General features: G+C 57.9%; 20 protein-coding genes, 2 pseudogenes and 1 riboswitch. Of the genes and pseudogenes, 9 read left to right on the top strand and 13 right to left on the bottom strand.

From position 1 onward, the window contains the following. Window positions 1-44 precede the first annotated feature (44 nt). Entirely contained in the window at window positions 45-410 is a 366-nt protein-coding gene (locus tag AF71_RS08170; RefSeq protein ID WP_169680866.1) for a DUF779 domain-containing protein, read from the top strand. 398 nt (window positions 411-808) lie between these two features. Here the strand turns inward: AF71_RS08170 and AF71_RS08165 are convergent, their stop codons facing one another. From AF71_RS08165 to AF71_RS08155, 3 genes are read right to left on the bottom strand one after another with little or no spacing between them, the layout of a single operon-like run. Continuing rightward, window positions 809-3,505, bottom strand: coding sequence for an adenylate/guanylate cyclase domain-containing protein (locus AF71_RS08165; protein WP_169680864.1), 2,697 nt, complete (start codon window positions 3,503-3,505; stop codon window positions 809-811). Between the two features lie 18 nt (window positions 3,506-3,523). Next, window positions 3,524-5,251 (bottom strand): peptide ABC transporter substrate-binding protein, encoded by a 1,728-nt coding sequence (locus AF71_RS08160; protein WP_037089536.1) that lies wholly within the window; start codon window positions 5,249-5,251, stop codon window positions 3,524-3,526. Window positions 5,252-5,268: 17 nt separating this feature from the next. Next, window positions 5,269-7,035, bottom strand: a complete 1,767-nt coding sequence (locus tag AF71_RS08155) for a peptide ABC transporter substrate-binding protein (protein WP_169680862.1) — start codon at window positions 7,033-7,035, stop codon at window positions 5,269-5,271. A gap of 457 nt (window positions 7,036-7,492) precedes the next feature. Between AF71_RS08155 and AF71_RS08150 the strand changes: the two genes are divergently transcribed. From AF71_RS08150 to AF71_RS08140, 3 genes are all read left to right on the top strand, one after another. Further along, complete coding sequence (locus tag AF71_RS08150) at window positions 7,493-7,825, top strand: hypothetical protein (RefSeq protein ID WP_169680860.1); 333 nt, start codon at window positions 7,493-7,495, stop codon at window positions 7,823-7,825. 209 nt (window positions 7,826-8,034) lie between these two features. Beyond that, a riboswitch (Fluoride riboswitch) is annotated at window positions 8,035-8,095 on the top strand. Between the two features lie 30 nt (window positions 8,096-8,125). Beyond that, the gene (gene crcB / locus AF71_RS08145; protein WP_169680858.1) at window positions 8,126-8,500 is read left to right on the top strand and encodes a fluoride efflux transporter CrcB; all 375 of its coding nucleotides are present in this window, start codon (window positions 8,126-8,128) and stop codon (window positions 8,498-8,500) included. A 349-nt stretch (window positions 8,501-8,849) separates the two neighbouring features. Beyond that, window positions 8,850-9,521, top strand: coding sequence for a DUF938 domain-containing protein (locus AF71_RS08140; protein WP_169680855.1), 672 nt, complete (start codon window positions 8,850-8,852; stop codon window positions 9,519-9,521). Between the two features lie 414 nt (window positions 9,522-9,935). Here the strand turns inward: AF71_RS08140 and trbI are convergent, their stop codons facing one another. Genes trbI through trbB form a run of 10 tightly spaced genes read right to left on the bottom strand, consistent with a single transcriptional unit; the run spans window position 9,936 to window position 19,283 of the window. Further along, window positions 9,936-11,237, bottom strand: coding sequence for an IncP-type conjugal transfer protein TrbI (gene trbI, locus AF71_RS08135; protein ID WP_169680853.1), 1,302 nt, complete (start codon window positions 11,235-11,237; stop codon window positions 9,936-9,938). Between the two features lie 11 nt (window positions 11,238-11,248). Next, window positions 11,249-11,692: a conjugal transfer protein TrbH gene (gene trbH / locus AF71_RS08130; protein WP_169680851.1), complete on the bottom strand. Its 444-nt coding sequence runs from the start codon at window positions 11,690-11,692 to the stop codon at window positions 11,249-11,251. Window positions 11,693-11,695: 3 nt separating this feature from the next. Then, window positions 11,696-12,508, bottom strand: a complete 813-nt coding sequence (gene trbG, locus AF71_RS08125) for a P-type conjugative transfer protein TrbG (RefSeq protein WP_169680849.1) — start codon at window positions 12,506-12,508, stop codon at window positions 11,696-11,698. A gap of 18 nt (window positions 12,509-12,526) precedes the next feature. Next, window positions 12,527-13,189 (bottom strand): conjugal transfer protein TrbF, encoded by a 663-nt coding sequence (locus AF71_RS08120; protein ID WP_112824142.1) that lies wholly within the window; start codon window positions 13,187-13,189, stop codon window positions 12,527-12,529. 19 nt (window positions 13,190-13,208) lie between these two features. Continuing rightward, window positions 13,209-14,390 (bottom strand): P-type conjugative transfer protein TrbL, encoded by a 1,182-nt coding sequence (gene trbL / locus AF71_RS08115; RefSeq protein ID WP_025659139.1) that lies wholly within the window; start codon window positions 14,388-14,390, stop codon window positions 13,209-13,211. Window positions 14,391-14,394: 4 nt separating this feature from the next. Then, window positions 14,395-15,198, bottom strand: a complete 804-nt coding sequence (gene trbJ, locus AF71_RS08110; RefSeq protein ID WP_169680846.1) for a P-type conjugative transfer protein TrbJ — start codon at window positions 15,196-15,198, stop codon at window positions 14,395-14,397. After that, a complete protein-coding gene (locus tag AF71_RS08105) occupies window positions 15,170-17,623 on the bottom strand; it encodes a conjugal transfer protein TrbE (protein ID WP_169680843.1) in 2,454 nt (817 codons plus the stop codon). Before AF71_RS08105 ends, trbJ begins: the two co-directional genes overlap by 29 nt. Before the next feature lie 11 nt (window positions 17,624-17,634). Continuing rightward, window positions 17,635-17,934: a conjugal transfer protein TrbD gene (locus AF71_RS08100; protein WP_025659142.1), complete on the bottom strand. Its 300-nt coding sequence runs from the start codon at window positions 17,932-17,934 to the stop codon at window positions 17,635-17,637. Further along, the gene (locus tag AF71_RS08095) at window positions 17,927-18,310 is read right to left on the bottom strand and encodes a TrbC/VirB2 family protein (protein WP_169680841.1); all 384 of its coding nucleotides are present in this window, start codon (window positions 18,308-18,310) and stop codon (window positions 17,927-17,929) included. Before AF71_RS08095 ends, AF71_RS08100 begins: the two co-directional genes overlap by 8 nt. After that, window positions 18,300-19,283 carry a P-type conjugative transfer ATPase TrbB gene (gene trbB / locus AF71_RS08090; RefSeq protein ID WP_169680839.1) on the bottom strand — a complete coding sequence of 328 codons (984 nt, stop codon included), beginning with the start codon at window positions 19,281-19,283 and terminating at the stop codon, window positions 18,300-18,302. Before trbB ends, AF71_RS08095 begins: the two co-directional genes overlap by 11 nt. A gap of 376 nt (window positions 19,284-19,659) precedes the next feature. Here trbB and AF71_RS08085 point away from each other — a divergent pair, with 376 nt between their 5' ends. The 5 genes and pseudogenes from AF71_RS08085 to AF71_RS08065 all read left to right on the top strand — a co-directional run bounded on the left by AF71_RS08085 (window position 19,660) and on the right by AF71_RS08065 (window position 24,472). After that, window positions 19,660-20,706 (top strand): ABC transporter substrate-binding protein, encoded by a 1,047-nt coding sequence (locus tag AF71_RS08085; protein WP_169680837.1) that lies wholly within the window; start codon window positions 19,660-19,662, stop codon window positions 20,704-20,706. A 29-nt stretch (window positions 20,707-20,735) separates the two neighbouring features. Continuing rightward, a pseudogene (locus AF71_RS08080) lies at window positions 20,736-21,615 on the top strand (ABC transporter permease). After that, window positions 21,612-22,415 carry an ABC transporter permease gene (locus tag AF71_RS08075; protein ID WP_169680835.1) on the top strand — a complete coding sequence of 268 codons (804 nt, stop codon included), beginning with the start codon at window positions 21,612-21,614 and terminating at the stop codon, window positions 22,413-22,415. Before AF71_RS08080 ends, AF71_RS08075 begins: the two are co-directional and overlap by 4 nt. Next, entirely contained in the window at window positions 22,412-23,491 is a 1,080-nt protein-coding gene (locus AF71_RS08070; RefSeq protein WP_169680834.1) for an ABC transporter ATP-binding protein, read from the top strand. The genes AF71_RS08075 and AF71_RS08070 overlap by 4 nt, the downstream gene beginning before the upstream one ends. A gap of 115 nt (window positions 23,492-23,606) precedes the next feature. Further along, a pseudogene (locus AF71_RS08065) lies at window positions 23,607-24,472 on the top strand (TauD/TfdA family dioxygenase). Window positions 24,473-24,489 lie beyond the last annotated feature (17 nt).

Below are 24,489 nucleotides of genomic sequence, written 5' to 3'. Positions count from 1 at the left end.
GGTGTGGCCATCCCGGCCACACCGCCCCATCCCCGGAGGTCACCATGCAGGACAAAGTCTTTCTCGGAAGAGTAAGGGCGACGCCAGCGGCGATAACGCTTCTGGACGAAATCATCACCGACCATGGACCGGTCCTGTTTCACCAGTCAGGTGGTTGTTGCGACGGATCTTCGCCCATGTGTTATCCCCGCGATGATTTCATGGTCGGCGATCACGATGTCCTTCTCGGCACCGTTGGTGACACGCCGGTCTACATCAGCGCATCCCAATACGAGGCCTGGAAGCACACTGAATTGACCATCGACGTCGTCCCGGGCCGCGGCGGGATGTTCTCCCTCGACAATGGCCGCGAGCAGCGCTTCCTGATCCGCTCCGCGATTTGCGAGGTGTCATCCCAACCGCTTCCGTAGAGACCACGGCTCCGAATTGCGATGCTTCAGCTGCTGAGCCGGATCAAAGGCATCACCGGACAAATGGCAGGTAGGCTTCCGCGGGGCGGCGACACAGTGGTGCGCCAGGGCCTTGCGATCACACGTGCAGGTTACGATTGAAGTCGTTCTTGAAGAAGGAGCTGGCCAATCGACGACCTCGATGTGGAACAATTGCCACACTGGCGCGCGAACACCGTCTGCTGCAGGAAGAATGGCGAGCGTTTGCTTTTCCTTTTTTAGGAATGTCCCATAACCTGCATGTGCCCAAATGGGCGGAAACGTCGCCAATGCCTGTCGAAGGCAATAGCAGAGCATTGGCGGCGTTTCGTTCGGTTGGCATTCTGTTCGCATTTGAGCGGTTTCGATCGGCGCGGATCCTATTTTCGCAGAGTCGCCAGATAGTGCTCGAGTGCCTTGATCGCCTTGTCGCGGTCCGCGCCTTTCAGCGCCGAGCCGATATCCCACTGCAGGTCGCCCTCGCTGTTCGAAAACATATCCTTCATTGCTTCTTGGGCGGTTCGAGCGCCGATCACACGGTAGGTCTTGATGGGATAGGCGAAGCCCTTGACGGTCAACGGAGGCAGTTCCTCGGCCTCGATTTCGTCCTTGACCAAAGCGTAGGTCTCGCCCGCCAGCAATATGCCGCCGAGGTCGGCATGGCTCTGCAGTCTAGAAGCGAGGTTCACCTCGCCGCCGATGATGGTATAGTCCATCCGATCCTCGCTGCCGAAATTGCCCACGGTGCAATAGCCTGTATTGATGCCGATGCGCAGATGGAACGGCAGGGCAAAGCCGGCTCCTGCCCATTCCCCGCGTAACTCCTGCATCCTGTTCTGCATGGCGATCGCCATTCTGACGCAGGCGACAGCGTCTTCCCTGGTGCCCCTGGTTTCCGGATCGCCGAAGAACACCAGGATTGCATCGCCGATGAACTTGTCGATTGTCGCGCCGTATGTCAGAGCCAGCTTCGCCATCTCGGTCAGATAGTGATTGAGCAGATCAGTCAGTTCTTCGGACTCGAGCTTGTCGGTCGTCGCCGTGAAGTCGGCGATGTCGGAGAAGAAGACTGTCAGCTTCTTGCGGGTGGACGAAATCTCGACGTTCTGCTTACCGGAGAAGATCGAGGCGAAGACCTGTGGCGAAAGATATTTCGACAGCTTGCTCGAGACCGCTTCCAGCGCCCGGTTCTGCTCACCGATCCGTCGGCTCGCCTCCTCCGCCTCGCTCTTGGCAGCTTCCGTGGCCGTGTGCAGCCGCGCGTTTTCCAGCGCAATCGAGGCAAGTTGCCCGAAACGCTTGAGAAGCTCTACCTCTTCGGCGCCGAACTCGAGGGCCGAGGCGTCGTCGTAGGCGATGCCGAGGACACCGACCACATTGTTGTCGGATTTGAGTGGCACGGCCATGATCGCCCTGATTGTCACATCGAGCTGGGCGGCGGCGGCCGCCCTCCCCGGCCAGGTCGGGTATTCGTTGATGACAAGCGCCTCGCGCGTATGCCAGACCGTCCCCGCCACGCCCTCCTTGCTCTCCAGTTGCTGACCCGCGGCCTGTCCCGCATAGACACCGACGCCGACCATGCGCTGAAGCGTCTCTCCGGCTTCGTCGACAAGATAGACGTATCCATGTTGCGTGCCGAGCAGACCTGCGGCGCGCGTCGTCAAATCCGACAGAAGTCCGGTCAGGTCCAATCTCGCAATCAGGCCGAGCGACGTATCGTGAAGGGCGCCTAGATATTCGCTCTGCCGGCGAAACTGAAATGCCAGCTGCTCCTGTTCCCTGCGGCGGTTCTCGAGGTCGCCGAGATTGGAGCCCAACTGCGCCGTCATGTCGTTGAACGTTGTCGCCAGCGTGCCGATCTCATCGCCCGATTCCACCTTCGCGCGCGCGGCAAGATCGCCTTGGCGAACCCGGTCGGCAACGCCCGTCAAGCGCTGGATCGGCCCGGCGATGCTTTCCCGGAAGATCAGCCCCAGGATCAGGCCGAGAATGGCGGCGGCCACACCACCTAGGAGGATAATGCGCTGGGCCTTCTGGAGCTGGTCGCGGCCGCCACCGAGATCCGCCTGCAGCCGTTGTTGCTCCTCATTGGCGATCTCGTCCAGAATTCCAAGCATGCCTTCGGCAAGGGGGACGGCCTGCGTGCGGAAGATATAGAGATCCTCACGTGCGTGTTCGCCTTCGACCGCTGTAAACATCTGCGCGGGAAACTGCAGGAAGACCGCCCGAGTCTTCGACAGCTTGTCGATCAATATTTTCTGGTTCGGCGTCAGCGCGACGGTTGCGTCGGTGATGCTCTTCCAGGCTGCATCGTTGATGGTGAGGTTAGCCTCGTATTCGTATTTGAAGCCGTCTCGCCTGGTGGTCACATAGCCCCGCAGCCCTGCGACCATCGCATAGAAGGAGCTCTGGAAGGACGCGAGGTCGGCCAGATAGGCCATATTCTCGGGCGTCGCGTCTCGCTTCTGCTGCGCCAGGATCAGCGCCGTTGCCGTCCCGACAATCGTGGCGATCATCGGGTTTGCATCCGTCACCAGCAGCTTGAGGGCGGGTTCGCGTCGAAGCTGGTCATTGCGTAACTCGAAGAGCTGATCCGTCAGCGGCTGCCAGGAGGCAAGCTTTTCGTGGAGCTCCCTCATCCGCTGTTCGACGTCTGCGGCCGGGTCGGGCCGGGGAGCTGTTCTCTCCTGGAGCAGACGCTCAAGCGACTGCATGTCCCCGAGAAATGCGGCTTTCGCCGAAGCGTAGTTGTCGCGGTAGCTCTCCTCGCCGAGCGCAAGATAGCCGCGAACGGCGCTCAGCATCCGTAGCAAGTCGGCTTGCGCCCGCGCCGAGGCGACCGCGCTCGGGGCGCTCAGGTTGGTCGTTCTGTTGATGCTTCTGACTGCATCGAGGCTGCCCAGATAGTTCAAGCCGACAACGAGCAGCGTCAGCGCCGCCAGAATGCCAAATCCGACCGTGAGCTTGCCGCCGATGTTCAGGTTTCTGAGAACGGGTGAAGCTGCGCGGACGAGCGCATACAGTGGGGCGACATAGAATGGGCGATTTCTTGCGACCACAGGCTCCTCGTGCTCCATGCCTTCAACTTCGGCCCCTCATGGCTTGCGCCGCCAGTCCGCGATGTTCCACGTCTCGGAATCCCATGGCGTGGGATTGAATCCGACGATATCGTTGCGAAGGCCGGGGACGTTTGCCCACTCGACAATGGGAATGACCGCGGAGTGAGCAATCAGCAAGTCGTTCATCGCCACGAACAGGCCAATCCGCTTTTCGGGATCGATCTCCGTTTCCGATGCGTGGAACAGCGCATCGTACTTGTCGCTGCAATAGCGGGACTCGTTCAGCCCCGACCAGTTGTTGCTTTTCTGAGCGGCCTGCGCGCAGGTCCACTTGACCATATAGCTTCCCGGATCGGGGCTCTTGTTGCCGGTCGCGAATTCCTCAAGATCCGCGTAAAAATGCTGGCTGGTATTAAGGATATCCGGTGAAGGCGAGAAGAAGACACTCGAATCGATCTGCTTGTCCTCGACCCTGATGCCGATCGCCGCCAGATCGGCGCCGATGATCGCCTGGGTCTTCTGGCGGACCGGGTTGACCGAGGTCTGGAAAAGAAGGGTCAAGGGAACGCCGTTCCTGTCGCGGATGCCGTCGCCGTTCGTGTCGCGCCAGCCTGCCTCGTCCAAAAGCGCGCGAGCCTTGTCGGGATCGAATTCCCAGGTGGTGTTGGGAGAATTATAGAGAACGGGGGCGACCAGGAGGTTTGCCGTTGGCCGGCCAGTCCTCCCGTAAAGCGCGGCGATCTTGTTGCGGTCGACAGCTTTCGCCAAGGCGAGCCTCACCTTGGCATCGGCAAGGATCGGGTTGGGGAACTGCAGGCTCGCGCGCTCGCCATCCGATGTCTCACGGTTCGGATCGGTGAAATTCAGCATGAGGCGCTCGACGTAGGAGCTAAAGTAGAGCGCCACCTTGCCAATCTGCTTCGCCTCAAGCTCCTGCAGTTCGGCATCGCCGATCTGCAGGTTCCACGCGTAGTCGACGACGCCGGTGCCGAGCACGGCCTTGGCGGCCGTCTTCGCATCGCCGCCACCCTGCAAGGTCACTTCGTCAAATCCCAAACGCGCCCGGTCGCGGTATTCAGGATTGGGCTCGTAGATGATCTTGACGGTGTTGACGACATCGTCGCCGATCAGCAGGACGTCCTCCGTACGGAACTCCTTGAGGCGATACGGCCCGGTCCCGACGGGGGCCAGGTTGGGAGGCGCGTCAACCGCGGCCTTGTTGTTGTAGGGAGCGAATATATGCTCTGGCAGGATTGTTCCCTGTATACCGACGAAGGGGAGCGCCCAGGCGGGATCGACATCCTTGAACGTTACCTTGACGGTCAGGTCGTCGAGTGCTTCGACCTTGTCGACCGACTTGTAGGTTCCGATACTTGAGGAGCCCACATCCGGATTGGTGATGTAGGCATAGGTGAACACAACGTCCTTGGCGGTGAAGGGGACGCCGTCCGACCATTTGACGTTCGGCTTCAGCTTCCAGGTGACCGACCGCCCGTCGCCCGCGACCTGGCCGTTCGTCAAGGAGGGAATTTCCTCAGCTAGAAACGGTACCAGATGTCCCTCGGCGTCGAAACTCGCCAGCGGTTCATAGACCACGCGGCTCGCAGTCTGATCCTTCACGCCGGGGGCAAGATGCGGGTTGAGGATGCTGGGTGCCTGCCAGAAGAGGAGCCTCAGTGTGCGATCAGCCGAATGGGCAGGGTGTGAGACAACCGCAAACAGCAGGGTTATCACCAGAACGAAAAAGCGTTGCGCTCTACCCATATTTGCACGTGCCTCCGTCATTTGCGATGCCAACCGGCGATGTTCCATGTTTCGGAATCCCAAGGCGTCGGGTCGAAGCCCTCAAGGGAGTTGCTTATTCCGCTGACATCGGCCCAGTGAACCAGAGGAATTGCCGCGAAATCCGAAACGAGCAGATCGTCCATCTTCACGAAGATCTGCCGGCGCTTGGCCGGATCGACCTCGACGGCCGACGCCCGATAGAGCGTGTCGTAATCCTTGTTGCAGTAGCGGGCCCAGTTTGACCCGGACCAGTTATTGGCCTTTTGCGCCGCTTCGCCGCAGGTCCAACCGATCATATAGCTGCCGGGATCGGGGCTCTTGTTGCCGTAGGCATATTCTTCCATGTCGGCGTAGAAATGCCGCCGAGAGTTGGTGCTGTCGGGCCCGGAGCCCAGAAAGATGCTGGAGTCGATCATCTTGTTTTCGACCTTGACCCCGATCGCCTCCAGGTCTGCCTTGACGATCTCCTGGGTCTGCTGGCGAACGGAATTGACGGTTGTCTGAAACAGGAAACGCAGCGGCACGCCGTTCTTGTCGCGCACGCCGTCGCCGTCGCTGTCTTTCCACCCTGCCGACTCGAGGATCGACTTGGCCTTGTCGGGATCGAACGCCCATTCGCTATTCGGCGAATTGAAGATTGCCGGGGCGACCAGAATGTTGCTGGTCGCACGGCCCGTGCGGCCATAGAGCGCCGCGATCTTCTGTCGGTCGATAGCAAGTGCGAGTGCGGCGCGTACATTGCTGTCGGACAATGTGGGATGCGGATATTGCAGGCTCGACCGTTCCCCGTCGGCGGTTTCTCGGTTGGGGTCGGTGAAGTTCAGCATGATGCGCTCGACATAGGAGCCCCAGGAGACCGTCGCCTTGCCGACGCCGTCCTTTTCGAGCTCCTTGAGCACGACATCGTCGACCTGGAGGTTCCAGGCATAGTCGACCACGCCTTCCTTCAGCACCGCCTTGGCCGCGACCGAAGCGTCGCCGCCGCCCTGGAGCGTCACCGCATCGAAGGTCAGCTCATCCGCGTTGCGATAATACGGATTGCGCTCGAAGATGGCCTTCACCGTGTTGACGACATCCTCACCTATGACAAGCACATCCTCTGTCTGAAACGCCTTCAGGCGGTAAGGGCCTGTGCCTATGGGGGCCAGGTTCACGGCTGCCGTCACCGCATCCTTGTTGTTGTAAGGGGCAAACACATGCTCGGGCAGGATCATACCCTGCACGCCGACAAACGGCAGCGCCCAGGCCGGATTGACGTCCTTGAACGTGATCCGCACGGTGTCGTCGTCGACCGCAACGACCTTGTCGATTGTCTTGTAAGAGCCGACACTCGCCGAGCCGACATCCGGGTTTGTGATATAATTGTAGGTGAAGACCACATCTTTGGCTGTGAAGGGCTGGCCGTCGGACCATTTGAGACCGTGCTTGAGCTTCCAGACGACTGAACGGCCGTCGGCACTCACGCCGCCATTCTCGAGCGTCGGAATGTCCGCGGCGAGGAAGGGAACGAGATGTCCCTCGCGGTCGAAGCTGGCGAGAGGCTCGTAGACGATCCGGCTGGCTGTCTGGTCCTTGATGCCCGGAGCCAAGTGAGGATTGAGCGTGCTTGGAGCCTGCCATAACAGCAATTTCAACGTCTTGTCGGCCGACATGGCGTGTCGTGGGACAATCACGATCGACAGGAAGAGAATAGTCAGCAAAAGGAAGCGCGCTGTCTCCAGGAACGCTCCGCGTTGCAACCGGCACCGAGCTTCTCTCCGCATCGCACTCCCCCACGATGGTATTGCCCGACGGCGGCAGGACCGCTGCGCGTCAGTATCCTAGAAGTCCATCAAATTCCTTGCATGCGTCTCGGCAAATCCATGTTGATCTCATCATGAACAGTTGGCAATACCCAGGGTGGTAGAGCGAGAAAGCCCAAAGCCTGTCGAAATTGGCCGCTTTTCGACATTACTCGACGAACAGGATTGCCAGGCTGACAGAGGCTTCGCCTTATCCTAGCTGAGGCAGGCAAAGACTTCTGCGATACGCGCGGCCCCGGGCGCAGTGTCTGCAACGGGCCTGAGAGCGGTCAATGCGTGACGTGTCGTTCCGGCGCTCCAACCGCCATGCCCAGGTCGCGGCAGACACCACGTCGCCAATACCGCGCATTTTAGCAATCTGACATACGAACAGATAAACCCTAGCGTGTTAAACTCTGGAAGAATTTAGGAGTGAGACATGAAGTTTCCAATGGTGGTAGCTTTGAGTTCGGCAGCGGCATTCTTGGGAACCGGCGGCTACGCCGTGTTGCCCAAATTTGTGACCGCTCCGATCCAGCGTTCGTTTGCTGCACCGACTCAGCCGATGATCATAGACAACGGAGTGATCGTGCAACGAGGCACGGCCTGCAACATCAAGGGCAACGTTAGCATCGAATCTGGCGACCGCATCTATCACGTACCGGGCCAGCACTATTACGAGGCCACAAAGATATCGCCGCAATATGGCGAGCGCTGGTTCTGTTCCGAGCAAGAAGCGCGTCAAGCTGGTTGGCGAAAGGCCAAATACTAATCCCGCCGAGTGAAAATTCGTCGCTACTTGGAAATTGACCTCGACCCCCGCGTCTTCGCCGATGGTGCGTTTCCCTCACTCGCAAGCGGAGCGATGGATCCTATTGAAATGAACGTCAGCGCTGTCACTGTTAAATCATTGTTCCAGTCGTGACGGCTTTTGCGCCACGTGTAGACCATGTTGATCTGGAAGCATGTTGCTGGCATAGAAGCCGATACGGGAATGGTGTCTCCCTATAACCGCGCTGTTGCTGATGACGCCTGCTGATCAACGCCCCATTTGGGCGAGCAGGAGGCGTGCGTGGGATATCTCATTGTATTTATCGGATCAGGGCTCGGCGGCATGCTTCGCTACGCAGTGGGCATGCTTTCAATTCGTGTCTTCGGGACGAATTTTCCGTACGGAACGCTCGGCATAAATGTTTTGGGCTCTGCCTTCATGGGCATTGTCGTGGGTGTTTTCACAACGTCCAACCTAACGTCGCAGGACGCCAAGTTGTTTTTGACCACTGGCGTCATTGGTGGTTTCACCACGTTTTCGACGTTCTCACTTGATGCAGCGGTCCTGTGGGAGCGCGGCCAGCAATTGGCTGCTGCGGCGTATGTCGTAGCAAGTGTCATTGTATCGCTTATGGCTCTGATACTGACCATGATGGTCGTCCGGCGACATCTATGAAGGTCGGCCTTTGGGGCCAATGAATGAACCCGCTGCGCGGGATGGCGCGTGAGTTGAGGTAGAGGGCACGAGGCGGGCGTCGGCAGCCCGATGTCGGGAAATACTTTGAGGAAATTCGGCACTTTGCCAAGGGCCATTCTATGTCCTGCTGAGTGTTGGCCAGCGCGTCGGGTCGCCTCGCTTCACCTTGAGCCGGGCGGGCGGTTAATCCGACGCATGTTGGACGTTCGGCCGCACTCGGCCGAACGCACGCGCCGACGCCTCCCTTCGGAAGTTCGAAATCTTTGGTTTCAGTCCCATCATTTCAGCTATAAAATGGGAGACATCGCTCAAAGGGGATTCAAGACCCATGCCCACAGAGAAGGAGGGCCGTGCGCCTGTTGCGCTGGAACAGCGCGACGTAGGCGCCGACCAGCGGATGTTCTCGCCTTCCGTTGCGCGAAATTCGGCGCCGATCCTCGCGGTCCTAAAACGTGTCCTTCCAACACATGGCACTGTGCTGGAGATTGGTTGCGGGACCGGCGAGCACGCTGTGTGTTTTGCGGGAGCAATGCCCAACCTCACCTGGCAGCCGAGCGATCCGGATGCCGACGCCCGCGCCAGCGCGTCCAGCTGGATCAAATTCGCAGGGCTGAAGAATGTGCTGGCACCGCGGGATATTGATGTGTGCTCAGGACAATGGGGCGTCGAACAAACGGGGCATTTTGACGCCATCGTGTCGATCAATATGATCCATATCGCGCCATGGGCGGCAAGCTTAGGATTGTTCGCAGGAGCTGGCCGCTTGCTTCGCGCTGGTGGGCTTCTTGTTCTCTACGGCCCATTCATGCGCGACGGCGCACACAACGCCCCCTCCAATGCTGCTTTCGACGCGGCTCTAAAGGAGCGAAACCCATCCTGGGGTGTGCGTGATATCGCTGATCTTGAACAAGTGGGTGAGGCCGCTGGACTTAATCTCCGCGAGACGATCGAGATGCCTACCAACAATATGTTGCTGGTCTTCTCCAGCGGTAGTGCCTGAACGACAAGCGTCCCAGACCCCGGAAGCGGCCGGACCGCAAAGGTGCCAACGGGTACTGCCCCTGCGACAAGAAATGGGAGGACGCATCATGTCCACGCTCCTCTCTAGCAAGAATAGTGCGTTGCGTTCATCCCTTGAGCCCACCTCCGATAGCGGTTATCTACAGGCTCACAGGAGGCTGCATCCTCCAAGCGGCCATCGCAGAGTTTATTCAACGCCACCACTGAAGTGGTAACGGGTTCCGGGATTTGCTGCCACGCTCGAGGCACTGCAGCTAGAAATCACAACGTCGGATACACTCGCCGCTGCTCGATGCTCAATACTCAATCTTATCAGTGAGTGTCCAACTGCCCAAAACGTCGCCACACGCCTCCATTCTGCACACTCAAAAAACGTCGGTTGCCGAGGTAAAGGCTAGTTTTCAACGTACTGCGAGGGAAAGATAATGTCCTGATCGACCAGAACATTGAATTTGTAGCCAGGCCTGACCCGAAGCGTCGGTTGAACGTTCAGATTCTTGGAAATGGTTTGCTCGGCCACCCGACCGAAGGTTTCCGCAAAGTTTCGTCGCACAGCATCTGAGGCAGTGTCCTGTGTCGCAAGCGTTGAACTCTCGGGTATCGCCATATCGATCCCGGTCCCTAGCAGAGCGATAAGAACCGCCGACCCAAAGGTAGGCCATAGGTGACGATCGGTTTTGTCTTTGAACCCGCCGTATCCCTCCGCGTCGGTGCCCGCCATGCCGCCGAGCTGCAGCGTTGACCCATTCGGAAAACTGATGTCGGTCCACACAACGAGGACGCGTTGCTGGCCGAACGAGACCTTGGAATCGTAGCGTCCGAACAGCTTGGCGCCTTGCGGGATGAGAAGGCGGTAACCGGTTGCGCTGTCGTAGACATTTGCGCTGACCTGAGCAATTGCCCTCCCGGGCAGGTCGGAATTGAGACCGGTGATGAGAGTTGCCGGTATCACAGAACCGCGCTTCAGCTCATATGGCGAGAACTGCGGCACGACCTGCTTTGAGAGGTAACCAAGGTCCTTGATGTCCTGATTGAAAAAAGCCTCCTTCGAGACCTGACCACTCGGATCAAAATTCTGGCTGATCAGGCCCGACTTCATCGCCGCCTCGTAAAGATCGGATGCGCCACTTGTGCCGTCGTTAAGGTTCTGCGGATCACCGTTTTTGGTGCCTGTGGAGGTCTGCCCAGCATCGGAAATATCCACTTTCAACGGAGAGTCATAGGCGGTCACGCGTGCCTGGAGGCGTGCCATGCGCTGTCTTTGTGCCTCGCGCAAGAACTGTTCGTCCTGTTCGCGCTTTAGCCGCGTCCTCCACTCCTCCTCAGATTCAAGTCGAAGTCGCCTCTCTTGTCGGTCAATCGGTTCATGTTCGGCAACCGGCTGCTTGACGGCCTCCTTCTCGATTGCCCGCGGCGTTGGCTGGAATATTTCCTGCCTTTCCAGCTCGCCGATGATGCCGTCGGAAATACCTTTCTTCAGCTGGTCTCCGAAATTCGTTGCCGGCGTGTTCGACGTGGTGTCGAAATCATTCCCACCATTGAACGTTGTCCCACGCCAGGAAAGTCCGACCACCACGACACCGAGGAACAGCACGGTGATGACAATGGCAATGACGATCGGCAGGCGATTGAGGCGGCGCATAGCTCGCTGATCGACCGCGTGGCTCGTGACGCCAAGCTGAAGCGACTGGACCATTGTTGTCTCTCTTACTGTCGTTGCATGATGGAGAGCGGACTTGCGGGCGTGGCGCCCGCGGGTGTCGTCGCATAAGCGCGGCCAAGCGCGATCGACGGTGTCATCAGGCGTGCAAGGACCTCACCATTGAGGCTATCGATCGAGTAGGTGAGTTGGATTGGCTTTTGGTTCTTGCCGACTCTCCCGTCCGTGATGACGACAAAACCCCATCCCCTCAGTGCTGCCTCGAGCGCGCTTGCATAGTCCGAGCCGTCCGCATCCATCTTGATGGGTGTCCTCACCGGTCTGTCGATCTGTTCGGCAAACTGGCTTGCCATATCGCCTGCGATGGCACTCGCGGCGACTGGCCCGACGGCGGCTCCCTGTGCCGAATGGGTGTCAATCGGTCCGCCAGGCACCTGGCATCCAGAAAAGAGGCTGCACGTGATAAGCAAGCAGGGGGCCAATTTGTGCATTGATCAGCCTCCGCGCCGAATAGTAATTCTCTGCTGGTGCCAACCGACGCCCGATACAAGGATTGCTTCGTCGAGCGCATAATCGACGACCATGATGTCGTTCTTCATGCGATAATTGACGATCCGGTTCTGCCCACCGGAAACGACAAAGAGTACAGGGGCGTCTTGACCCGCGATCGACTTTGGAAACTGGATGTAGGTCTTGGCCCCGTCGGAATAAACGCGCATTGGTTTCCACGCCGCCGAACCGCTGAGCGAATAGGAAAAACTCAGCCTCTCAGGGGCTGCGCCAAGGTTGCTTCCGGTTTGCAGTCGCGCATTGATGTCGGCGAGCTTGGTCGAAACGTCTTCCGGATACTCGAAACCGACGCGCGCCATATACTGGCTTGGGTGCGATTTGAGCTGGATATGATAGGTCCGGCGGGACGTCGTGACGACCATCGACGTCAACAGGCCAGGCTCCGACGGCTTGACGACAAGATGGATCGCCTGCCCACTGGTTGCACCTGATGTCGCAGGCTCGACTTTCCATCGGACAGTATCGCCGACGAGGACGTCGCGTACGATTTCGCCCCCCTGAAGCTCGATGTCGCAAACCTGCAGTGGAGAACAGACGACCGAGGGCTGGGCTTCGCCAAAGAGAAACATGACCTTCCCGTCCGGACCCGTTGCAACAAGGGCCGGCGTTCCTCGCCACTTCCTCGAGACGTCCGTCGCCTTGACCTCATTTGGCGTCATGCCTTGCGCAAGCGAAGCGCCTGCGAAGACGAGTCCGATCATGCAGCCGAAGGCTGCCATCAGTTCTGTTTTGTACATTCGGAAACTCCCCTGCCCTTAAAGCTGTGCGGTCCAGTCGAAATCCCGAACGTAAAGGCCGATCGGGTTAACGCGGATGATTGCCTCATCCTGTGGTGCGGTCAGTGCAACCGTTGCGATCCCGCGAAAACGGCGCGTGCCGGTTTCTTTGCCCTTGCGGTCCCTCTCGTACTCCGTCCAGTCGATCTGATAGGTTTGCTGCGAGAGTGCCACGATGTTGTTCACCTCGATGGCAACCGTCGATGTCTTGGCCTTCTCGAACGGCGAATTGCCGCGAAACCAACCGTTTACCTTCTGCGTCGAGGGGTCGGAAGTCCGTAGAAGGGCATAGGTGCGATCGATATACTGCTTCTGCACCACGGCATCCGGCGTAATCGACCGGAAGCTGGTTACAAAATTGCCAAGTGCCGCCCTGACCACGCGTGCGTCGGCATACTCGATCTGCTCCGGGAAACCTGCCGTGACCGAGGTGCCAAGTTTATCCACCTCGACGATGTAAGGGACCAGCCTGACCTGGGTGCTGAGGTACAAAGCATACCCAAAGCCCGTCACTGCCATGGCGAGAGCGAGGATCCCGACGGTCCGCCATGCAGCAGCGGCCTTGACGTAAGAGCCGTAGCGCTCGGACCATTCCTGCCTGGCGACAAGGTACGGGTTTTCGGAAGGCCGGTTTGCTGCCATTCGATTTCTCTCCTAAGGATCACGGTTTATCGCTGCGTTCGGGAGGTGGCTTAAGGCCAGCGCGACCGCTCAAGCTGGCATCGAGTTTGGCATTGGCAAGGCCGAGGATCGAGCCGGCATAGGCACCGGGCGAGCCGATCGCCTTTTCCTTCGCTGCCGATGCGACTGCTTTGCCGGCGGAGCTGATGCCAGCACCGATGCCGCGCGCGGCAGCCCCGGCAAGCGAGGACCCGGCGGCGCGAGCTTCCTTTGCAGCAGCGAAGCCTGCGATGATAGCGCCCGTACCTAGAAAGAAGCCTGCCAAGGCGACCGAAGCAGCCTGACCGCCGTGTCGAATGACCTCCATACCGCCCGTAACCGAGGCTCCCTGCACGACACCCTGTATGATGTTCGGCACGTACATTGCGATAATGAAGACAACGACAGCTATGCCGGCGATCGCGAGCGCAGTTTGGAAGTGATTGCCAAAGTCCGGGTCATCGGCCAGTCCGATCAAGACCTCGGACCCGATGTGCGAGATCATGACAAGTGCCATGAGTTTCATCCCGACAGAGAACGCGTATACGAGATATCGTATGGCGAAGTCTTTGGTGAAGGATGACCCTCCAAGACCGAGCATGATCATGCCTGCGAGCAAGCCGAGGTACATCTCAACCATCACGGACACAAATATCGCAGCGACCAAAGAGAAAGCAATGACGCTCACCACCATCGCAAAAGCCGCTGAGATGGCAAGCGCGGTCTCGTGGAACGGCCCGAAGCGAACTTTTTCTGCCATCTTGGTCGCGACGGCGAGTCCGGTATTGAACACGTCTGCGGGCGAGGCCGCCTCACCCCCGGCTCCAATCTGAAAGAGGCTGTCGACGACGGCTTTTGCAAATGTTGGTCCTTGGGCGAGGACGAAGGCAAAGAAGCCGACGAACATGATCCGCCGAACGAGTTCAGCAAACCAGGCGTCCAGTGAAGCCGCCTGTAGCGCGAGCGATATGGAGGCAAGTCCGATCTCAATAGTCGCCAAAATCCAGAAGAGCGAGCGAGCGGCGTCCATGACCTTCGTTTCCCATCCCTTGGCAGCGGAGGTGATTTGAATCTGAAGTGAAGTCAGGGCAGCCCCCTCTTGGGCAAGCGCGGGATGCACCAGCAAGATTGTGAAGGCCGCGAGTGCTGCAGCGGTTCTGATTTGGGCAAGCGCCTGGTTCATGGGATCACCATTCCACCTTCATCTTCTCGCCACCGGATGTAGGCGGAGCGATTGAATGGAAGAATTCCTCATGCAACTTCTGCGCCAGGTCATTCTCGGTCTGTTCTGATTGAAGCCAGGTCCCCACCATGGTCATCTGTTGTGAAACGAGGCCGCGCAGTTTCTGTATCTGGGCGACTTGTTGCGCGGCAATCTCGTGGCCGATCTGCAGGGCTTTCATTTGCCCGTCCGCCGTCTCCGACATGCTGCGAAGCGAGCGCATCGTGCTCTCTTCGCCGTCGAACTGGTCGGCGGTCAAACTGGCCGCCTTCAATGTGGCTGCAATGGTGTCCCGGTTGGTGTCGGACCAGGTCTGGTATGTTGAAGAAAGATCCTCGCCCTTCGAAAGATTGCCCTGGAGCTCGGCATAACTCTTGAACCGCTGCTTCAGCACATCGTCTGCGCTGCCCATCGAAAAAGCGATGCCCTGCCCCTGGTCAACGATGCCGCGGAGCTGGTTGAGGTCGTCTTCCACCCGCCCCCAGATGTGATCCGGAAGCGTTGCGGTGTTTTGCAGCATGTTCGTGTAGATATTCAGTTGGTTTTGAATTTGCTCTGCCAACTGGCTGATCTGCCTCAGTTGATTGTCGACCTGAAGGCCCGAGCTTTTCAGAAGATCGATGAGCTGGGCGTTGTTGGCGAGCTGTGTCCATTCGGTAGCCGCGCCAGTGACCGAACCTGCAGAAGCGGTTGCGGCCGAACCCAAGATGAGCGTGCAGGCGATTAGTCCGACAAGCCTCTTATGCGATATTGAATAGCGATGCGGCATCGTGGACTCCTCTCGACTCAAGCCAACGGACTGGCCAGTCCTCACCATGATTGGACTTCAATATGCGGATGCGCTTGAGGTCTTCCTTGCCTGAGACCCCAACGAAACTAAGAGCAACGGGACCGAGCGACATGTCGAACAGACGCCGCCCTTCCGGTGTTGCGACGTAATATTCCCGCTTCGGGATCGCGCTCGCGACGATCTCGATCTGGCGTTCGTTGAATCCAATTCTCTCATAGAACTCGCGCGTGCCCGGTTCACGGGCGGCACCGTTCGGAAGGCAGATCTTTGTCGGACAGGATTCCTTCAGAACGTCGATGATTCCAGAGCGCTCGGCATCAGAAATGGATTGCGTGGCGAGAACGACAGCGCAATTCGCTTTTCGGAGAACCTTCAGCCATTCGCGAATCTTGTCCCGGAAAACGGGATGGCCAAGCATCAGCCACGCCTCGTCAAGGAGGATCAGACTTGGCGAGCCATCGAGACACTTCTCGATCCGTCGAAAAAGGTAGCTGAGAACAGGGACAAGATTGCGCTCGCCGCGGTTCATCAGAGGTTCGATCTCGAAGCACTGGAATCCACCAATTGCCAGCCCGTCCTCTTCGGCATCGAGCAATTGACCCATGGGTCCGTCGACCGTGTAGGGATGAAGGGCATCCTTGATTTCACGGACCTGAACGCCAGACACGAAATCCGAAAGCGATCGGCCGGGAGCAGTCGCCATGAGCCCAATCTGACGGGAAATCGCGTTGCGAAGATCCGGGGTGACGGTAACCCCCTGAAGTGCGACGAGCATCTCGATCCATTCGATTGCCCAGGCCCTATCACCGTCCGTGCCGAGATCAGAAAGAGGGCAGAACGCAAGCGCCGGTTTTTGCATTTCGCTATCACCGATCTCGTAATGATCGCCACCACAGGCAAGCGTCAGTGGAAGCAGAGAACAACCTTTATCAAAGGCAAAGACCTGTGCACCCTTGTAACGCCGGAACTGAGCAGCAATGAGTGCGAGTAGCGTCGACTTGCCTGAGCCTGTTGGACCGAAGATCAGCGTGTGACCGACGTCGTCGACATGAAGGTTCAGCCGAAAGGACGTCGAGCCGCTGGCGACTTGCATCAGCGGTGGAGAGTTTTGTGCGTAGAACGGGCACGGTGCCGTCGGGTTGCCAGACCACACGGAGTTAAGAGGAATGAGATCTGCGAGATTACTGGTGTTGATAAGCGGTTCACGGATGTTGCAGTACCAGTTGCCGGGTAGGCTGCCGAGATAGGCGTCCGTTGCATTCAGCGTTTCGATCCTCGCTCCAAAGCCCTCTGCCTGCACCAGCCGGCGGATTGCCTCGGCCTTTTCTTGCAACGCCTCGCTGTTTCCGTCGAAGAGGACGACAACCGGCGTGTAGTATCCGTAGGCGACAAGCCGGGATGAGGCATGTGCGATCGCGTCCTCCGTTTCGGCCACCATGGCCATAGCGTCCTGATCTATGGAGCGGCTTTGCGTCTGAAACAGCTGATCGAAAAAGGGTCGTACCTTCTGTTGCCATTTCTTCCGCGTGCGCTCGAGCTTCTGGCGTGCTTCTTCCGCGTCCAGGACAATGAAGCGCGATGACCACCTGTAGGTCAGCGGCATCAGATCGAGGGAGTTCAAGATCCCCGGCCAGCTTTCGGCGGGCAAACCGTCGATCGCAACCACACCGAGAAATCGGTTTTCAACCTTCGGCGTCAGTCCATGTTCAAGCTGTGCCGTTACAAGCCAGTCAAGATACATGGGCACATCCGGCAAGCGGACGGGATAATTGTCACCCGTGATGCAGAAGCGGATGAATTGCAGAAGTTCGTCGTATCGGGCAACCGTCGTCCCACCCCGGTCGCTTGTCTCACGTGTTTCCATGCGTCGGATAGAGAGCGTGTTGGCAAGATACTGTTCGACCTCTCGCACCGCATTCTTGAAAATGGCAAGCACTGTATCCGCGTAAGACCTCTTGCGGCTTTCTTCGTCAGAGTAGATGTACCTGCTGAGCGCAGACTTCTTAGCCTCAAGTGGCCGATGGGTCAGGATCACTGCGTGCTTGCTTTCAAAATGCCCCTGTTCCCGTACGAAATGCGCGCGGCGCTCGGCATCGATTGCTCGCGTGACAGCGTCGGGAAAATGGCAGCGGTCCTCGGAGGGGTAGTCGACGGTCGGAACACGGATCGCTTCGACCTGGATCATCCACCCACTGCCAAGTCGCGAGAGAACTGCGTTGATCTGTCGCGAAAGCTCATTGCGCTCGAGATCGGTCGCACTTTCTGAATCAGGTCCGGCAAAGTACCAGCCAGCCATAAGGCTCCCGTCCTTGAGGAGTAGCACGCCGTTGTCGACAAGGCCTGCATAGGGAACAAGATCTGCAAAAGAGGGATCCGTGATCCTGAATGCTCTCAAAGCAACCATGGCCCACCTCCTCAGTATTTGCGCCACGGCGAGGTGGTTGGTTTGTAGAAAGGCTTGTATGAAATGTGCCTGATATAGACCTGACGCATGAGCGGATCCGACTTCGCCAACATGCGTAGCAGGCCGATGACGACAATCCACACCGCGACGCCGAACACTACGGAGTACACAGTCAAGACCACGAAGATGAGAATGGCTGCTGCCAAGCCAGTAATCAGCACCAGTTCGCGGTCAGCGCCCATCAGAAAATTTGGGCGAGACAATGCCCGATGGATGCGGTTTCGTTGCAAGCCGGACAGGGATTCAGCCATTTGCTTTCTCCTCTCGTTCCAACACCTTCGATGATGAGCGTTGATCATCGATCCATCCGATCGATGCGCCTGTTGCGTCGAATAGAGCGACAATCCGGGTAGCGCCAAGGAGGATACCGGCCACAAGGACCACGTACACCATACGTCGCGCGAAATCGTTGAGTTCGCCGCCGAAAATCAGCATCCCCCCTGCGATCGCGACGGCAGCCAGCGCAATGTAACCGGCGACGGGGCCCGTGATCGATTGTTGGATCCGTTCGAGCGGGCCCTCCCAGGGAAGCCCGCCGCCGGTACTGGCGAGCGCGGGCATCACTGTCACGAAAAGGAGTGCTGCGCTGAAAAAAGCGGTAGCAAGCGGAATTTTCCTATGTGGCACGGCGACGCTCCTGTTCTTCGGTTGGTTGGTCGGATTGGATTTCGTATTGGCCATTGACGAAACGTCTGACCCGAATGACGTCGCGCACACGACGGCCCCGCGGAGTGCGTTCAATAGAGACAATCAGATCGACTGCCTCCCCGATGACTGCCTCCATTGGCTGCATGCTTGCCTCAGCGGTAAGCTGCTCCAGGCGGCGTAGCGCCGAGACTGCGGTATTCGAGTGGATCGTGGCCACCCCCCCAGGATGACCGGTGTTCCATGCCTTCAGCAATGTGAGCGCAGCACCGTCTCTGACTTCACCAACAACGATACGGTCGGGGCGCAGGCGCATCGTGCTCTTCAACAGCCGGGCCATGTCAACAGCGTCGCTGGTGTGCAGCAGAACCGCATTGTCGGCTACGCACTGGATCTCGGCGGTGTCTTCGAGCACAACGAGGCGATCCTCAGGAGCGCACTTGACGATCTCGTCGATGACAGCGTTCGCAAGTGTCGTCTTTCCCGAACCAGTTCCGCCCGAAATGATGATATTCAAACGCGAGTTGACCGCATTTCGGATGGTCGCGGCCTGCACTTCTGTCATGGTTCCCGAGCTGACGTACTCGTCCAACGGGATCAGAGAGGACGCCCTTCGGCGTATCGTGAATGTCGGCTTTGCGACCACCGGAGGCAGCAACCCCTCAAAGCGGTGGCCGCCAATCGGGAGCTCACCCGAGATGATGGGGTGGTCGGTGTCGACAGCGCACTGCAGCGCGTGTGCGACCGTACCAATGACGATTTCCGCTGCCGCTGAGGCCACTTGGCCGTGCGGTGAAAACCCTTGGCCTAGCCGTTCGACAAAGACCTTGCCATCAGGGTTCAAGACGATTTCAACGACACTCGGGTCATCAATTGCGGCACACAGGCGGTCGCCCAGGGCATGACGCAATTTGCTGATCAAACGAACTTGAGCAGGATGTTGCATTGTCACCATGCGACCTTCGGTTGGAGTGCAATTTCGTTCTGCTGGTTCGCACCGGGAAAGTGCGGTTGGAGGTGAAATTGCCCACTTGCGATCCGATGATCCACTCGCAAACTTGTTAGTGATTTCTCGTCGTCGACGACATTTCGTTAACCCGCGGTCCGTGGGCGGAACTTGGCCGAAGTCGGAGCGCGACGCTGGCGACCAAACGACTGGTTCCAATCCATTTCAGAAGCAAATGACGGCAGAAGCGCTCGACCCGTTCGGGGTCCTATGGAAGGCCAATTCATCTCCGCAGCACATGAATCGTTGAAATCCGATATTGGACCACTGGCGGTCCGCTGAAGACCATTCCCATGGGAACAACGCCAAGAAGCGAGATCATGTCATGGGAAGAACAAGACTAATTTTCACTGTGTCGGCCTTCGCGGTCGCAGCTCTTGCCACGCCGCTGCGCGCGGAAACGCTTGTCGTCAACAGCTATGGAGGACCTTACGAAGCCATCATCCGCAAGGCCATCATCGAGCCATTCGAGCAGCGAACTGGGATAGATGTCGTCTATGACCCCGTCGGCTCAGCCTCGCAGGATTATGCGAAGATCAAGGCGACCACGGGCCGGCCCGGCTTTGACGTGGTCGTCATGACCGCCTCTCAATCGCTGCAGGGCTGTAAGGACGGCGTTCTGGAAAAGCTTGACGCAAATAGCATCCCGAACCTTGCGAAACTCTCGCGAAGACTGACGGAAACGGCCGGTCCCTGCGGTGCTGTGCACGAGGTCCAGTACATGTCGTTGCTTTACCGCACGGACAAGTTGGCAACGCCGCCGGTATCTTGGTCAGCACTTGCCTCAAGCGACCTCGAGGGTCGGGTCGTCCTGCCGACATTTCAAAACACCATGGCCATCTACCTTGTCGAAATGTTCTCACTGATGAATGGCGGCGACCTCGTCGACAATCTCGCTCCTGGGTTCAGGGCAGTGGCCGCAATCGCCAAGCAATCGATCGGCTTCGAACAGAGTTCGGCAATTCTCGAGAGCTACATTAAGGATGGAACCGTCTGGGCGATGCCTTTCTGGAGCGGCCGGGCGCAATTGCTTGTCGATAGCGGCTTGCCTGTGGATTACATCAAGCCAAAGGAGGGCAGCATCCCGCTTGTCGCCACGCTGAACATTCCAATCGGCGCCGAGCATAAGGATGCTGCGAGAAAGTTCATTGACTTCTTCCTGGAGAAAACCAGTCAGGAAGCGTGGGTGGGCGGTTACAAGGTGGGGAGCGCCCGCACCGACATCGATGTTCCGGCCGCGATAAAAGCACGCCAGATCACCTCAGATGCAGACTTGAATTCCCTTCATTTGCCGAACCTGACTACCGTCGCAGAACGCCTGCCCAAATGGGCGGAACAGTGGGAACGCGACGTTGTCGCGCACGCAAATTGAGGGGTCCCATGACTATTATTGCCTTAGAGATGCCTGGCAAACGGCGAGTGTTTGCCAGGGGTTGGATCAGGTTTCTGGGATTGTCACCAGCGACCTGTCTGCTGGTATTTTTCTTCGCTCTGCCGATGGGAATGATGATCGGAATGAGCTTTCACAATCCGTCATCGCAGGGAATGAGCCTTCTTAGCTATTCGCGTTTTTTTACCGACGGCCTGTCACTCCTCGGCTTTTGGAGGACAACTCTCATGTCGAGTCTGGTTGCGATTTCGGCAACCTTGCTCGCCTATCCAGTTGCCTACTATCTGGCGCGTTCGAGAGGGCGGTGGCGTTCAATCGTGTTTGCCATCGCGCTCGCGCCCGAGCTCGCCGGTGTCGTTCTGCGAACCTATGGCTGGCTCATCATCCTGGAAGACAGGGGTTTCATCAACGATGTCCTACTTCACGCGGGGCTGATTTCGTCCCCCGCTTCCCTTGTCGAAGAACTTGTTTGCGGTTGTCATCGGTCTCACCCATGTCGTGTTGCCTTTCGCAATCCTGTCCTTGACGACAAGTATCCAAGGCATAGATGACAACCTCGAACGCGCAGCCCAGATATTGGGAGCGCCGCGTCATGCCGTTGTCTGGCACATCCTGCTTCCTCTGTCGGTTCCGGGTCTCATAAGCTCATTCCTTCTTTCCTTTACAATGTCTGCTAGCGCCTATGCGACGCCCGCGCTGCTCGGCGGAGCCAGCTTCAAGGTCCTGGCGACCATGATTTCCGAGCAGGTCCTCTTCTATATCGATTGGTCCTTCGCAGCTGTCATGGCGAATGCGCTGCTGATCCTCATGCTCGTGATCTCGTACGCCGGGGTGCGTTTCGAGGCGGGTTATCGCCAAAAGTATCAGAGCGTCGCAGGAGGTATGGAATGAACAGAGTGATATCCGCGCTGTTTTGGTGTGCTCTTGCACTGGTAATCGCCTTCATCGCGCTGCCAATTGTGGTGGTCTTTGCAGCTTCTCTCAGTCCAACCGGCGACGTGACATTTCGACCGTGGGAGTGGACGGTCAAATGGTACTTCGATCTTGCGTCGCAGCGGTGGCTTGGACCGTTTTGGCTAAGTGTCAAAATTGCCATTGTCGTTTCTGTCGTAAGTGGCGCGATCGGAACCGTTGCTGCTTATGTCGTCGCTTACGAGAAGTTCGCAGGAAGCGCGGTCGTCATGGCCGCACTCCTTTCGCCGCTTTCCGTGCCGCAGATCGTAAAGGGCGTGGCAGTGGTTCTGTTTTTGTCCGTGATCGGACTACAGCCGTTGCTCGGAACGCCGGCTCTCATTGCCGGTCACTGCGTGCTTGCGCTTCCCTTTGTGGTTCGCATGGTTGCCACGTCGATTGCAAACTTTGACTGCAACCTCTTCCGAGCAGGACAGATTCTCGGGGCCAATCAATGGCAGCGGATCAGGTTCATCCTCCTGCCTGCGATCAAGCCGGGTATTCTGTCAGGGGTGACATTCGCATTCATCATCTCGTTCAACAATATTCCGCTCTCGGTGTTTCTGGTGCGACCGGGAGAAACCACGCTGCCGATCACCGTCATAAACTATCTCGAATACAGCCTCGACCCCGTCATGGCTGCGGTCAACGTCGCATCCATGGCCTTCATTCTGATCGTGATTTTCAGCTTCGAAAAACTCGGCGGTTTTTCCGCCCAACTGCATGGTGGTAGCAAATGAGTGCAATCGACGTGGAACTGATCTCCGTCAGCAAATCCTTCGGTCCGATATCGGTCGTCACAAACATTGATCTTAAGATTCCGAAGGGAGAATTCGTCAGTATTCTCGGACCGTCCGGGTGCGGGAAGACCACAACCCTCAACATGATCGCGGGGTTTAGCGCGCCGTCCGGCGGCGACATCCGTATTCGCGGCCGCAGCCAGGTTGATGTTCCTCCCGAACGCCGAAACATCGGCCTCGTTTTTCAGAACTATGCACTTTTTCCACACATGACCGTCGCCGAAAATGTTGGGTTCGGCCTGCGTATGAAGGGCACGCCAAAGAACGAAATCGGATCAATCGTTCAGTCCTCGCTTCGCAGGGTTCATCTCGACACACTGGCAGACCGCTATCCCAGAGCGCTGTCGGGCGGACAACAGCAACGCGTCGCCCTGGCGCGGGCGCTTGCGCCACGACCCTCGGTTCTTTTGCTCGACGAGCCGTTATCCAATCTTGACCTGAAACTGCGCGAAGCAATGCGTGCGGAATTGAAGGAGATGCAGCAGGAACTGGGTATGACCTTCATCTACGTCACCCATGACCAGGAAGAAGCGATGGCAATGTCCGATCGTATCGTCGTCATGTGGAAGGGGGTCGTCGCGCAGCAAGGGGATCCCGGTTCCATCTATGGCGATCCACAATCGACCTTTGTCGCCGATTTCATCGGGAAGTCCAATATTCTGACATTGAGGGAGGTAACGTCGACTGGAACCGCATGGGATGCTGCAATCGACAGGTGCGACATAAGACTTCGCGCGACGCGCGGAAAGGGAGATGCCCGCTATTGTGTCATTCGACCCCAAGACATCCAGCCGCTTGTCGACGACGCTCCGGTTCCGGAGGATTTCAACGTGCTTAGAGGTATGTTGCGAAGAGTGATAAATCTTGGGGCATCGCTCGAGATGAGCGTTGAACTCGCGCCCGAAATTCACGTCAGCGTTCTGGTTCCTTCCGCAGGGTCGGACGCAATGCCGGCCCCTGGGCAACAGCTGAAGCTCGGCATTCCTGCCTGTGCATTGAAACTCCTGGCCGACTGAGCAGCGATCGATAAAGCAGCCGCATCAATGCCTCGGGGTTCATATTGGAGATCTCCCAGGGGCCCGCTCTAGGATCACCGTGACCTAATCGAGAAGGTCACTATAGGAGATGAAAATGCTTACAAAGGAGCGGCTTAAGGCCATTCAGCATTCCAGCAACGTGTGTGCTGATATCGAGGGTTTTGATTTCGACCGATACGACAGCCGCGACATCGAGGCGATCCGAAGTACTGGCTGCAGTATGGGGTAATACGGTTCAAGCAGACCCGCATCACAGACGCGCAGCAGGTGGCATTCTCCCGGCATTTCGGCGAGTTTGTCATCCACCCGAAGCAGTTGCAGGAAGGGGGACATCCAACGCACAGGGAAATTCTTGTCATCAGCAACGCAATGACCGACGGCAAGCCCAGTGGAGCCATGGGAAACAGTGAGGCCACCTGGCATACGGACACATGGTTCTACGAGAAGCCTCCGGCTGGGGCGATTTTGCGTGCAGTTCAAGTCCCTCCTTCAGGCGGTGATACCTACTTCCTGTCGACCTATCTTGCCTACGAAACACTGCCGGCGACACTGAAAGCAGCCGTCGATGGACGGCAGATCTTCTTCCAGAACGTCTATGACAAAACGGGTAAGCTGCGGCTGGGAAAATCGACCCCGAAGAGCCAGGACTATCGCGAGTGGAGCGGCGTCGTGCACCCACTTGTGCGCACTCACGGCGAGACGGGTCGCAAGGCGCTTTATCTCGGCGGAACAATTGACGGCGCATGGATCGTCGGAATGAGCCGCGACGAGAGTGAAGCGCTGTTGGCGGAGCTGTGGGATCACACTACCAGCACCAAGCAAGTCTTTGTGCAGCAGTGGGACGAAGGAGACATCATGATGTGGGACAATCGATGCACGATGCATCGTCGCGATTCATTTGATCCGGCCTTCATCCGGACCATGCACCGTACGACGACCTCAGGCGAACGGCCAGTCTGATCCCAAAAACGAAGAGC

It is taken from the genome of Rhizobium sp. 57MFTsu3.2, assembly GCF_012932765.1.
GTDB lineage: Bacteria > Pseudomonadota > Alphaproteobacteria > Rhizobiales > Rhizobiaceae > Rhizobium > Rhizobium altiplani.
This window is presented reverse-complemented; position numbering and strand designations above follow the sequence as displayed.